Below are 13,742 nucleotides of genomic sequence, written 5' to 3' on the forward strand. Positions count from 1 at the left end.
CCACCCTCCTGGAGGTGCCATGCCCGACGAGGCCGCGCGCAAGCAGATGGCCGTCGACTACGCCCAGCGCATCAACGCCGGTGACATCGAAGGCGTCCTCGACCTGTTCACGGACGACATCGTCTTCGAGGACCCCGTGGGCCGGCCGCCGATGGTGGGCAAGGACGATCTCCGCCGCCACCTCGAACTGGCCGTCTCCTGCGGTACGCACGAGGTGCCGGACCCGCCGATGACGTCGATGGACGACCGTTTCGTGGTGACGCCGACCACGGTCACCGTGCAGCGGCCGCGGCCGATGACCTTCCGCATCGTCGGCATCGTCGAACTCGACGAGAACGGGCTCGGCCGCCGGGTCCAGGCGTTCTGGGGCGTCACGGACGTGACCATGGACGATCCCGCCGAGCCCGCCGACATCACCCACCCCGAAGGGATACGCGCGTGACCACCACCCGACCCGCACACGCCGTCGTCCTGGGTGCCAGCATGGCAGGCACCCTGGCGGCCCACGTCCTGGCGCGGCACGTCGACGCCGTCACCGTCGTGGAACGTGACGCGCTGCCCGAGGAGCCCCAGCACCGCAAGGGGGTCCCGCAGGGCCGCCACGCGCACCTCCTGTGGTCCAACGGGGCCCGCCTCATCGAGGAGATGCTGCCCGGCACCACCGACCGCCTCCTCGCGGCCGGCGCCCGCCGGCTCGGCTTCCCCGAGGACCTGGTGACCCTGACCGGGCAGGGCTGGCAGCACCGCTTCCCCGCCACCCAGTTCGCGCTGGTCGCCAGCCGCCCGCTGCTGGACCTGACAGTACGACAACAAGCTTTCGGGGCCGACAACATCACCGTCCGGCAGCGCACTGAAGCCGTCGAGCTGACGGGCGGTGACAATGGCAGTGGCGGTGGCGGCGACGGCCGGGTCACCGGTGTCGTCGTCCGCGACCTCGACAGCGGTCGGCAGGAGCGGCTGGCGGCCGACCTGGTGATCGACGCCACCGGGCGCGGCTCCCGCCTCAAGCAGTGGCTCGCCGCCCTCGGCGTACCGGCACTTGAGGAAGACGTCGTGGACGCGGGCGTCGCCTACGCCACCCGGCTCTTCAAGGCCCCGCCCGGCGCGACGACCCACTTCCCGGCCGTGAACATCGCCGCCGACGACCGGGTCCGCGAACCCGGCCGCTTCGGTGTGGTCTACCCCATCGAGGGCGGCCGCTGGCTCGCGACGCTCTCCTGCACGCGAGGCGCACAACTGCCGAGCCACGAGGACGAGTTCCTGCCCTTCGCGGAAAACCTCGCCCATCCGATCCTCGCCGACCTGCTCCGGGACGCCGAACCGCTCACCCCCGTCTTCGGTTCCCGCTCCGGCGCCAACCGCCGCCTTTATCCGGAGCGGCTCGCGCAGTGGCCCGACGGTCTGCTCGTGATCGGCGACTCGCTGACCGCGTTCAACCCGATCTACGGCCACGGCATGAGCTCGGCCGCGCGCTGCGCCACCACGATCGACCGCGAGTTCGAGCGGAGTCATCAGGAGGGGACGGGGTCCGCCCCGGCCGGCACCCGCGCCCTGCAGAAGGCGATCGGCGCGGCCGTGGACGACCCGTGGATCCTCGCCGCGACCAAGGACATCGACTACGTCAACTGCCGCGTGTCGGCGACGGATCCGCGGCTCATCGGTGTGGACACCGAGCAGCGGCTGCGATTCGCCGAGGCCATCACCGCGGCGTCGATCCGTTCCCCGAAGGCGTCCGAGATCGTCACGGACGTGATGAGCCTCAACGCGCCGCAGGCCGAACTGGGCTCCAACCGCTTCCTGATGGCGATGCGCGCCGACGAACGCCTCCCGCAGCTCACCGCTCCCCCGTTCCTTCCGGAGGAGCTGGCCGTGGTGGGTCTGGACACGGTGACGACCACGGCGACGGCGACGGCGGCTGTGCGGTCTTGACTGCTGTACGGTCCTGACCCGCCAGGACAGGCCCTCGGTCGGCCAAGGGGCACGCGCCCCGCGGTCAGCCGAGGGCCGCCTGGAGGTCCAGTCGCCGGACGTCGAGCTTCCGGTAGATCCGGGTCAGATGCTGTTCCACGGTGCTGACCGTGACGCACAGCTTCCGGGAGATCTCCCGGTTGGTGAATCCCTCGGCGGCCAGCTCGGCCACCCGCCTTTCCGCTCCGGTCAGTTCGGCGTCCGGAGTGGCCGGTCCTGGCCGCTTCGGCGGCCCGGGGACGGTGGCGGGCGCGGGCGCGCTGCCCCAGCGCCGGGCCAGCAGCTCCGCCTTGCGGGTCAGCAGCCGGGCGCGTTCCGCCTCGCCCCCTTCGCGTACGGCCACCGCCTGGTCGGCCACGGCCCGCGCCAGCTCGAAGGTGTCACCGCTCCCCCGGAGTACCGCCACGGCCTCGTCGAGGAGTTCGGCCCGGGCCGGTGCGGGGGACGTCGCCGCCCGCAGGCGCAGCGTCATGCCCCAGGTGCGGCCGTCGGCAGGGGTGGGCAACGACAGCTGACCGTCGACGAGTTGGCGCGCCAGGAGTGTCTCACCGAGGGCCAGGTAGGCCTCCGCCGCGCCGAGGCGCCACGGCTCCAGCGCGGGCAGGTCCACGCCCCAGCTGCTCATCCGGGTCCCGCAGGCGTAGAAGTCGCACAGGGCCGCGTAGTGGCAGCCGGTGGCGAGGTGATAGCGGCCCCGGGCCGCCAGGTAGTGGAGTCCGGTGCGGGTCTGGAACACCGCCTGCGGCACCGGCCGTTCCAGGAGCGCCGCCGCCCCGTCGACGTCACCGAGGGCCGCTTTGGCCTGTACGGCGGCTGCCAGCGGGAGGCCGATCGCGGCGCCCCAGCCCTTCGGCCCGAGCAGGGCGAGTGCGGTCTCGGCGCGCTGTTCCGCCGCGTCCGGGTCGCCCTGCCGCAGATGGAGCAGGGCGCGCCACGCGGTGAACAGTGCCCGCCAGGTGGGGCTGTTGCGCTCGTCGGCCTGGGCGACGAGTCCGTCGCACCAGGCGGCCGCGCGGTGCGGCCGGTCCCGGTAGGTGAGGGCGGCGAGGGCGGCCGTCTGGACCGCGATGGTGCGGGGGCCGAGCCGGTAGCGGTTCAGGGCGCGCTCGGCGGCCTCGACGGCCTCGGTGGCGTCGCGTTCGCCGCCGTGCAGCAGGTCGTTCATCAGCGTGCCCGCGCCCTGGAGCTCCGGCGTGACCGCCGGCGGGGCCGAGCGCTGCGGGGACAGGGCGCCGGAGCCCAGGCGCTCCTTGACGTGCCCGGGGTAGAGGTAGGCGCCCCACAGCCATGGGGTGTCCAGGTCCGCCGGGTTCATCGGTGGCGCGCCGGCCGGGCCGGGCCCGGTGAGCGTGACGATCGCGTCCAGGCCTTCCTCGACCCGCCCGTGCCAGAGCAGGTGGGTGGGGAGGGGCGGGGATGTGGGCGTGGGGGTGGGGGTGGGGGTGGGGGCTGTGTGGGAGGCCGCGGCGGTGGGGGCGGGCAGGTGGCGCAGGACCTTTGCGGGGTCGAGCCGCCACTCGGCGTCGGCGAGCGCGCCGACGACCGCGGCACGCTGCCCGGCGTCCCGGCAGCGCTGATGGGCCGCACGCAGATAGCCGACGCCGGTCTCCACTTCGTCCTCGTCCAGGGCGAGTTGGGCTGCCTCCTGGAAGACGGGTACCGCCCACGGGGCGTCGGACCGGTCGGCGGCGACGAGGTGGGCGGCCACTTCGGTGGCCGGCGCGCCCTCCTCGTACAGGAGGTCGGCGACCCGTCCGTGCAGGGCGCGGCGTTCCTCGGGCGGCATGCCGTCCAGGACCGCCGCCGCGAACGCCGGGTGGCACAGGCGTCCCTCGTGGAGCACCTCCGCGACGGTCAGCTGCCGCACGGCCCGCGCGACGGACGCGGCGTCGACGTCGAGCAGCCGCCCGACCAGGCCGGGCCCCGCATGCGCACCCAACACCGCAAAGGCGCGGGCGACTTGTGGGACCGGCGACTCGTGCCGGTACAGGAAGCTGAGGACGGCACGACCGTACGCCTCCCCGGCCCCGCCCGTCGTACGGTGGTCCTCGGCCAGGGCGTGCACGAGGAGCGGGTGGCCCGCGCTCATGCCGTGGACGACGGGTGTGAGGTCCTGTGCCGTCCGCTCGTCGAGGTGCCGGGCGAGCACGGCCTCCACGCCGGCCTTCGACAGCGGTTCCAGGCGGATCCGGCGCAGGGCGGGCTCGTGCAGGAACTCGCTGCTCAGCAGGGCGTTCGCCGCTTTCTGATGGGCGTACTCGGTGAACAGCACATGGAGCCGTGCCGACCGCAGCCGGCGCACCAGGGAGAACAGGCACTGCAGCGATGCCGCGTCGGCGTGGTGCGCGTCGTCGACGGCGACCACGACGGGCCGCTCGGCGAGCAGATCCCGCAGCACGTCGCACAGGTCACGCATTCCAGGGGTGGCACCGTCCTGCTCGTCCCACCACGCCAGCGCGCGTTCGGCGCTCGCCGCGGGGAGGCCGGGGCTGCGTACCAGTTGTTCCAGGACGCCCAGCGGCAGGTCGCGCTCGGCGCGGCAGGCGGTGGCGGTGAGGACCACGGCGTCGGCGCCGATGCGGTCCGCCCACGCCCGCAGCAGCGCGGTCTTGCCGGTGCCCACCGCACCGCTGAGCACCACGAGGCTGCCACCGGTGGCAGGGGAGCCGTCGAAGGCGCCGCGGAGAGCGGCCAGCGCCTCGCTGCGCTCCACCAAGTCCGTCAGTTCCTCGCCCCACTCCACCTGGTTCACGGCGTGCCCCACTCCCGGTCGATCAGGGCGAACATGTCGTCGGCGCTCGCGGTCGACAGGTCCTCGGGCGCGTCCTGCTCCTCCTCGTCGGCGGGGCCCGCCGTCCCTGTGGCGTCGGGTTGCTTCCACAGCAGTGTCTGGAGGCGTCGGACCAGGCCCTTGCGGCGGGGATCGTCGGCCGGCAGGTCGGTGAGGGCGGCCTCCAGGTCGTCCAGGTGGGCGGCCACGGGAAGCTCCGCCGCGCCGCCGTCGGGCAGCACCCTGTCCAGCAGGTGTTCCGCGAGGGCACGGGGCGTGGGGTAGTCGTAGACCAGGGTGGCGGGCAGCCGGAGCCCGGTGGCGGCGCGCAGCCGGTTGCGCAGCTCCACCACGACGAGGGAGTCGAAGCCCAGATCCTTGAAGGCCTTCTCCGGCGCCACGTGCTGGCCCGGCTCGTAGCGCAGGACGGCGGCCACCTGCTTGCGGACCAGGTCGAGCAGTGCCCCGGTCCGTTCCCGCGCGGGCAGGGCCGTCAGTTCGCGGCGGAGTGCCGAGGCGTTCTCCGAGGCCTCTGCGCTCTCCGAGGAGGCGTCGAGGACCCGTTGGGCCGCAGGGATCCCGTCGAACAGACGGGTGGGCCGGGCCAGCGTGAACAGCGGCGCGAACCGCTCCCACTCGATGTCGGCGACCAGCGTGTGCCCCTTGCCGCCGTCGAGCGCCGCGCGCAGGGCACCGAGCGCCAACTGCGGTTCCAGCGGCGGCAGTCCCTGCCTCCGGGACAGCCCGGCGGCGCCGCGCGCCACGTCCCCGTCGTCCGGCAGGTCCCAGATGCCCCAGCCCACCGAGATCGTCCGAGGGCTCGCGGCGTCGGCACCGGCCCGTTGCGCCAGCGCGTCGAGGTAGGCGTTGGCGGCGGCGTACGCGCCGTGTTCCCTGCTGCCGAGCGTTGCCGTCACGGAGGAGAAGAACAGCACGGTCTCCACTGATCCGGTGCCGGTGAGTTCGCTCAGCCGCGCGGCGGAGGACACGGCCGCGCCAAGCGCGTCGGGGGTGACCTCGGCCAGGGGCGCGAGTTCGCCGGGCAGCGAGGTGTGGATGACGGTCCGTATGGGCTGTGCGGACCGTACGGATACGTCCGCCCGCTCACCCAGTGATCGCAGGACCGTCAGCTCGGTGCCATGTTCGGCGGCTTCCGCGGCGAGGGCGTCGTTCCGGGCGGGACTGCGGCTGTCGGTGGGGCCCGTGTCCAGGAGTACGACGTGTTCGGCGCCGGACGCGGCGAGCCACCGTACGACCTGATCGGCCAGGTCGCCGACGCCTCCCGTGACGAGGACGGCGCCCTGCGGCTGCCAGGCTCCGGAGGTCATGTCCGGGGTCGCGTGCGGCACCAGACGACGGCCGAGGACCGCTCCCCGGCGCAGCGCGACCTGGTCCTCGCCGCCGGGGTGGCCGCCGTCTCCGCGCAGCACCGCGTACAACGCGCTCGTGTCGAGCGACTCCGGGTCGGCGGGCAGATCGATCAGGCCGCCCCACAGCTCCGGGTGTTCCAGGGCGGCCACGCGTCCGAGTCCCCAGACCGGGGCCTGCGACGGGGAGACGAGTGGATCGGCGTCGCCGCACGACACGGCACCGCGCGTGGCACACCAGAGAGGCGCTTCGACGCCCACGTCCAGCAGACCGTGCAGCAGCGTCAAGGTGGCGGTGAGGCCGCCGTGGGGTGCGAGGGGACCGGCATCAGAACTGGTATCGGAACTGGTGCCGGGGCTCGTGTCGGGACTGGTGCCGGGGCTCGTGTCGGGACTGGTGCCGGCATCGGTGACCGGACCCTCGGCGAGGGCCAGCAGCGAGAGCACTCCCCCGAGCGGCGTGGCGTCGTCCGAACACCCTTCCCGCCATGCCCGGACCAGGTCCGCCACGTCCGTCCGGTCGGCGTGCGGGCCGACCTCGACGATACGTACCGGCGCACCCGCCTCCTCCAGCGCCCGGGCGCAGGCCTGCGGCCAAGTACCGGCGCCGCGCGCGGGAGCCACGACCAGCCAGGCCCCGGCCCCGGTGTCGACGGCGGGGTCGGCGCCCGGAGCAGGTGTCGGCAGGTCGACGCGCCGCCAGTCGACCCGGTACCGCCAGGCATCGACGATCGACCGCTCGCGTCGTTCGCGCCGCCACGCGGACAGGGCAGGAAACACCGTCTCCAGAGCCGTCCTGTGCTCGTCGTCCTTGAGGTGCAGGGTGTCGCAGAGCGCCTGGAAGTCCGCACCTTCGACGGCGGCCCAGAACCCGGCCTCGTCACCGTCCGCCGGGGACACGGCTTCGGGCGCCGCGACGTCCGCCAGCCAGAAGCGCCGCCCCTGGAAGGCGTAGGTGGGCAGGTCGACGGTGCGGGGGGCGGGGTCGGCGGCGAAGTAGGCCGACCAGTCCACGCTGATGCCGGCGACGTGGAGTCCGGCCATGGCGTGCGCGAAGGCCACGTCGTCCGGCCGGTCGGGGTGGAGGGACGCGGTGACGACCGGCTCGGTGCCTTCAGGTTCGGTGATGTGGTCCAGGGTGTGCTGGGCGGCGGTGGTCAGTACGGGGGCGGGGCCGAGCTCGACGAACACGCCTGCCTTGGCGGCTACCTGGGCGATCGCGGGCTGGAACAGCACTGTCTGGCGTACATGACGCGCCCAGTACTCCGGAGACGTGACCTCCTCACCGGCCCGCTCTCCGGAGACATTGCTCATGAGCGGGACCGAAGGCCGCCCGAACTTGACCCCTCGTATCGCTTCGGTGAACTCCTCAAGCATCGGCTCCATCAGCGCCGAGTGGAAGGCATGGCTGACACTCAGCGCTTTCGTCTTGCGCCCCCGCTCCCGCCACCGTCCGGCAATCCGGTCCACCTCATCCGAGGGACCAGAGATCACGGTGGAATCGGGTGTGTTGACCGTTGCCACACTCACACCCGTGCCCTCCACATCGGTGGCCAGCTCGGCGGGCGTGGCCTGCACCGCACACATCGCACCGCCCTCGGGCAGCTCACCCATCAACCGGGCCCGCGCGCCCACCACCCGGCACGCATCCGCCAGGTCAAAAACCCCCGCGACATGGGCGGCCGCGATCTCGCCGATCGAATGGCCGACCACCACATCCGGCAGTACACCGACCGACTCCCACAACCGGGCCAACCCCACCTGCAGCGCAAACAACCCCGCCTGCGCCCACATCGTGTGATCCAACCGCTCCCGCGGGCCCCGGAACACCACCTCCCGCAGCTCACCCGCCTCCACACCCAGCTCCGCATCCAGCAGGCCGCACACCTCATCAAACGCAGCCGCAAACACCGGGAACCGCCCATACAAACCGGCACCCATACCCACCAGCTGGCTGCCTTGGCCGCTGAACAGCCACACCACATCACCGCTCGCAGCGACCGCATCCTCACGGGAGCGGGTCAGGGCCGGGTGCTCCTCACCGGCGGCCAACGCAGCAAGCCCCGCCAGCAGTTCAGCCCTCTCCCGACCCGCCACCACCGCCCGCTGCTCGAACAGCGCACGCGAGCGCAACAGAGACCAGCCCACATCCCGCACCGACACCGACACCGACACCGGAACCGTCGAATCGGCCGCCACCGCATCACGCAGACGCAGCGCCTGATCCCGCAGAGCCTGCGGGCTGCGGGCCGACACCACCCACGGCACCACCAGGCCGTCGGAGGCGGCGTCGGGGGCTGCGGTGCGTTCCGGTGCGGCGTCGTCCGTGTCGGGCGGGGCGGGGGCCTGTTCCACGATCAGGTGGGCGTTGGTGCCGCTGATGCCGAAGGAGGAGACTCCCGCGCGGCGGGGGCGGTCGGTCCGCGGCCACGGCACAGGGTCGGTGAGCAGCCGCACTCCCCCGCCCTCCCAGTCCACATGGGGCGTGGGCCGGTCGATGTGGAGGGAGGCGGGCAGCTCGCCGTGGCGCATCGCCATCACCATCTTGATGACGCCCGCGACGCCCGCGGCGGCCTGCGTGTGACCGAGGTTGGACTTCACGGAGCCGAGCCACAGCGGCCGGTCCGCGGGGCGGTCCTTCCCGTACGTCGCGAGGAGCGCGTTCCCCTCGATCGGGTCGCCGAGCGTGGTGCCGGTGCCGTGCGCTTCCACGGCGTCGACGGCGTCCGGGGGGACGCGGGCGTTGGTGAGGGCCTGGCGGATCACGCGTTCCTGGGCGACGTCGTTCGGGGCGGTCAGACCGTTGCTCGCGCCGTCCTGGTTGACGGCCGAGCCGCGGACGACGCCGAGGACTTGGTGCCCGTTGCGGCGGGCGTCGGAGAGGCGTTCCAGGAGGATCAGGCCGACGCCCTCGGAGAAGCCGGTGCCGTCGGCGGCCTCGGCGAACGGCTTGCAGCGGCCGTCCGGTGCGAGCCCGCGCTGGCGTGAGAACTCGACGAACGCCGTCGGCGTGGACAGTACGGTCACGCCGCCCGCCAGGGCCAGGGCGCAGTCGCCCTGGCGCAGGGCCTGGCAGGCGAGGTGGATCGCGACGAGCGACGCCGAGCACGCCGTGTCCAGGGTCACCGCCGGGCCCTCCAGGCCGAAGGTGTAGGCGATGCGGCCGGAGATGACGCTGGACAGGGTGCCCGTGGTGGCGTATCCCTCGACCTCCGGTGGCACCCGGCCCCCGGACATGTGGTCCTGGCTCGACATCCCCGCGTACACGCCGGTGAGGGTGTCCTTGAGCGTGGCGGGGTCGATGCCCGCCCGCTCGAACAGTTCCCACGCCACTTCGAGGAGCACCCGCTGCTGCGGGTCGGCGGCGAGCGCCTCGCGCGGGTTGACGCCGAAGAAGTCGGCGTCGAAGCGGGCGGCGTCCCGCAGGAACCCGGCCTCCCGTACGTAGGTCGTGCCGGGGTGGTCCGGGTCGGGGTGGTAGAGGCCGGCCAGGTCCCAGCCGCGGTCGGCGGGGAACTCCTCGATGGCGTCGCCGCGCGAGGCGACCAAGTCCCACAGCTGCTCGGGCGAGGCCACTCCGCCCGGGTACCGGCAGGCCATCGCGACGATGGCGATCGGTTCCCGCTGCCGCTCCTCCACGTCGCGCAGGCGCTGGCGGGTCTGTCCGAGATCCGCGGTCACTCGCTTCAGGTAGTGGCGGAGCTTGTCCTCCGTACCCGGCATGTCGTTCGTACCCGGCATGTCTTCTCCACTCCTGATCAAGAAGGCAGTTCTCGGTCGATCAGCTCGAAGAGCTCGTCGTCCGACGCGGATTCGAGGTCTCGGTTCTCGGCGGTGTCACCGTCGGCGTCACCCGCGCCGGCCGCGTGGTCCGAGCGGACCGAGGTGTCGTCCAGGCGCCACAGCAGGTTCTGCAGGCGTGCCGCCAGGCGGGTCCGGGTGCTCTCGTCGTGCGCGTGCCCCGCGATCACTGTCTCCAGCTTGTCCAGTTCGCCGAAGAGCGGCGCGGCCGGGTCGGCCCCCGCGGGGGCCAGCTGCGCGCGCAGTTCATCGGCGATGGCCGACGGGGTCGGGTGCCGGAAGATGAATGTGGCGGGCAGGCGCAGGCCGGTGGAGGCCGAGAGGCGGTTGCGCAGTTCGACCGCGGTGAGGGAGTCGAAGCCGAGGTCCTGGAAGGGGGCGTCGGCGCGCACGGCGTCGGTACCGGCGTGCCCGAGGACGGCTGCCGCGTGCGTCCGTACCAGGTCGAGGAGGGTGCGGTGCTGTTCCTCCGCGGTCAGCACGGACAGCTTCGCGGCCCAGTCGACGTTCTGCCGGGCGGTGGCGGCCGCCGGTCGTGCCGGGCCGCCGCCCTGACCGCCGCCTTGGCCGCCTCCCTGGCCTCCGGCGAAGGCGCGCAGGAGGGCGGGGAGGGCCGGCGCGGGTTTGTGCGCCAGGATGCGGGTGTCGAGGTCGACGGCGACGAGATGGGGGCGGCCGTGGCGGTGCGCGGCGTCGAACAGGGCGAGACCGTGCGCGTTGCTCATGGCTTTGACGCCGATGCGCGCCATTCGGGCCACGTCGGTGTCGCTGAGCCCGCCGGTCATGCCCCGGGGAGCGCCGCCGGCCGGGGCGCCGGGCTGGTTGTCGGCCATTGGGCCCGCCGTGCTGTCGGCCATTGCACCCGCTTTGCCGTCGGCCCTTGCGTCCGCCGTGCCGTGGGCGGCAGCACCCGTTTCGGTATCGGCGGCAGCACCCGTTTCGGTGTGGGCGTCAGCACCCGTCTTGGCGCCCGGGGCCTCCCAGAGGCCCCAGCCGACCGACAGGCCGGCCTGGCCCCGGGCCCGGCGGTGCTGCATCAGCGCGTCGCAATAGGCGTTGGCGGCCGCGTAGTTGGCCTGGCCCGGACTGCCGAGCGTGGCGGCCGCCGAGGAGAACACCGCGAACAGACCGAGGCGCATCCCCCGGGTCGCCTCGTGCAGGTTCGCCGCCGCGGCGGCCTTCGCCGCCCACACCCGCGCCAGCCCCTCGGGCGTCTGCGCCGTCACGACGCCGTCCTCCAACACGCCCGCCGCATGCACGACACCCGTCAACGGATGCGAGGGATCCGTCTTGCCGACCAGCTCCACCACCGAGGCCGGATCGCTGACATCGGCCGCCGCGAGGGTCACCTCGGCACCCAGGTCGGCGAGCCTGGCGGCGAGTTCCCGGCTGCCCGGGGCGTCCGGCCCGCGACGGCCGGCCAGCAGCAGGTGCCGTACGCCCCACTCCCGCACCAGATGCTCGGCCACGACCTGACCCAGCGCGCCGGTACCCCCGGTGATCAGGACGGTGCCGTCGGGGTCGAGCGGCGCGGGCACGTCGAGTACGAGTTTGCCGGTGTGCTTGGCCTGACTCATGAACCGGAACGCCTCACGCGCCCTGTCCAGCGGCCAGGAACGCACCGGCAGCGGGTCAAGGGCCCCGGAAGCGAACCTCTCGCCCAGGTCACCCATCATGTCCGCGATGCGATCCGGCCCCGCGTCGGTGACCAGGTCGTACACGGTGTAGGTGACGCCCGGGTACTCGGCGGCCACCTCCTCCGGCGTGCGCACATCGGTCTTGCCCATCTCCAGGAACCGGCCTCCGTCCCCGAGCAACCGCAGGGAGGCGTCGATGAACTCGCCAGTGAGGCTGTTGAGTACGACGTCCATGCCGCGCCCGCCGGTGGCCTGACGGAAGGTCTCCTCGAAGGCGAGGTCACGGGAGGAGGCGCGGTGGGCGGCATCGATGCCCATCTCCTCCAGCACGGCATGCTTGCCCGCACTCGCGGTGGCGAACACCTCGGCACCCAGGTGACGGGCGATCTGCACCGCCGCCATCCCCACACCACCCGTAGCGGCATGGATCAACACCCGCTCGCCCGCCCTCAGACCGGCCAGCTCCACCAACCCGTACCAAGCCGTCAGATACGCGACGGGCATCGCGGCTGCCTGCCGCATGTCCCAGCCCTGCGGAACCGGCGCGACCATGCGTGTGTCCGCCACGGCCGTCGGGCCGAAGGAGCCATGGAGGACGCCCATCACGCGGTCGCCGACCGACAGGTGCGTGACGCCGGGGCTCGTCTCCGTCACGACACCGGCACCTTCGCCGCCCAGACCGACTTGCCCGGGCACCATGCCGAGGCTGACCAGGACGTCGCGGAAGTTGATGCCCGCGGCGTGGATGTCGAGGCGGACCTGACCGGGCTCCAGGGGTTCCAGCACTTCGGGGTACGCGACCGGCGCCACGCTCTCCAGCGTCTCGGCGCTCCCCTTGTCCAGGCGCCAGGCACGTTCGGTGGGCGCCGCGACGAGTCCGCCGCCGGCGGCGCGGACCAGCCGCGGGACGAGCAGTTGGCCTGCGTGCAGGGCGAGTTGGGGTTCGTCCAGGTCCTCGGCGGCCTGGCGCAGTTCCTTGCCGTGCCGGTGGAGATCGATGTCGTCGGCATCCAGGTCCACCAAGACGAAGCGGCCGGGATTCTCCGACTGCGCACTGCGGATCAGGCCCCATACGGCTGCGGCATCCGCGTCTATGTCACTGGCGCCGCCGTCGCTGCCGGTGGCCACCGCGCCGCGCGTCACCACCAGGAGACGGGACTCCGACAACTGCGGCGTGGCCAGGAACTCCTGTACGAGCGACAGCACCCGCTCGACGACCAGCAGACCGTCAAGGCCGGCGCCCGCAGAGCTCGCGGAGGTCGCGACGGGAGCCACCACGGCCCACGGCGCCTCACCTCCGGCCACCGGCACCACATCGGCCAGACCCCCGCCACCCTCCGAGAGCACGACCCAATCGAGGCCCTCGTCAGCATCCGTCTGCGACACATCCGTCCGCGTCAGCGGAAGCAGAGTCCAGTCCACCGAGAAGAGACCGTCGTCGTGCCCCGGCACGGACTGCAGTTGCCGGATGTCGGCGGGACGCAACGTCACCGACCCCACGCTCAGGACGTCGGCCCCGGTGGCGTCGGATATCAGCACCCGCACTTCCCGTTCGGCCTCGTCCAGCTCGCCGGGTTCACCGGGCTCGCCGGGCGAGAGATGTACGCGCACAGTGGCCGCCCCCGCAGCTCGCAAGGAGACCTGGTTCCAGGTGAACGGCAGCCAGACCTTCCCGTCGTCGTCCTGCGCCTCCCCGGGCCAGTCGAGGAGCAGGGCCGGGTGGAGGGTGGCATCGAGGAGGGCGGGGTGGATGCCATAGCCGTCGTGCGCGCCGGCGGCCTCGGGCAGGTCGACCTCGGCCAGCAGATCGTGGCCATGCCGCCACACGGCACGCAGCCCCTGGAACGCCGGGCCGTACGCATAGCCCGCGTCCGCCACACGCTCGTAGAAGCCGACCAGGTCCACCGGCACGGCACCCGCTGCGGGCCATGCCCCGGCCGGTCCGCTGTCGGGAGCGTCGGTGGGTTGGGGAGTGAGAGTGCCGGCCGCGTGGCAGATCCACGAGTCGTCGCCACCCACGGTGGCCGTATCAGGGCGGCTGTAGATCTGAACTCCGCGTCGCCCGTCCTCACCCGCCTCCTCGACCACCACCTGCACCCGCAGCCCCGATGCCTCAGGCACCACCAAAGGCGCCTGCAACATCAACTCCTCCACCGTCACACAACCGACCTCATCACCGGCCCGCAACGCCCACTCCAC

The 13,742-nt window shown here is 73.0% G+C and carries 5 protein-coding genes; 2 read left to right on the forward strand and 3 right to left on the reverse strand.

Features of this window, described 5'->3' with window-relative positions:
• The first annotated feature begins 19 nt into the window (after window positions 1–19).
• Both AB0H82_RS06950 and AB0H82_RS06955 read left to right on the forward strand, forming a co-directional pair.
• A complete protein-coding gene (locus AB0H82_RS06950) occupies window positions 20–442 on the forward strand; it encodes a nuclear transport factor 2 family protein (RefSeq protein WP_362989633.1) in 423 nt (140 codons plus the stop codon).
• The gene (locus tag AB0H82_RS06955; protein WP_362989635.1) at window positions 439–1,929 is read left to right on the forward strand and encodes an FAD-binding protein; all 1,491 of its coding nucleotides are present in this window, start codon (window positions 439–441) and stop codon (window positions 1,927–1,929) included. Before AB0H82_RS06950 ends, AB0H82_RS06955 begins: the two co-directional genes overlap by 4 nt.
• A 64-nt stretch (window positions 1,930–1,993) precedes the next feature.
• On the opposite strand, the gene AB0H82_RS06960 is transcribed toward AB0H82_RS06955, so the two are convergent.
• The 3 genes from AB0H82_RS06960 to AB0H82_RS06970 all read right to left on the reverse strand — a co-directional run.
• Window positions 1,994–4,720, reverse strand: coding sequence for an AAA family ATPase (locus AB0H82_RS06960; RefSeq protein WP_362989637.1), 2,727 nt, complete (start codon window positions 4,718–4,720; stop codon window positions 1,994–1,996).
• Window positions 4,717–9,846, reverse strand: a complete 5,130-nt coding sequence (locus AB0H82_RS06965; protein ID WP_362989639.1) for a type I polyketide synthase — start codon at window positions 9,844–9,846, stop codon at window positions 4,717–4,719. The genes AB0H82_RS06960 and AB0H82_RS06965 overlap by 4 nt, the downstream gene beginning before the upstream one ends.
• Before the next feature lie 17 nt (window positions 9,847–9,863).
• A partial coding sequence (locus tag AB0H82_RS06970; protein ID WP_362989641.1) for an SDR family NAD(P)-dependent oxidoreductase occupies window positions 9,864–13,742 on the reverse strand: 3,879 nt, incomplete at its 5' end.

The sequence above is a fragment of the Streptomyces sp. NPDC050732 genome (assembly GCF_040654255.1).
Classification (GTDB): domain Bacteria; phylum Actinomycetota; class Actinomycetes; order Streptomycetales; family Streptomycetaceae; genus Streptomyces.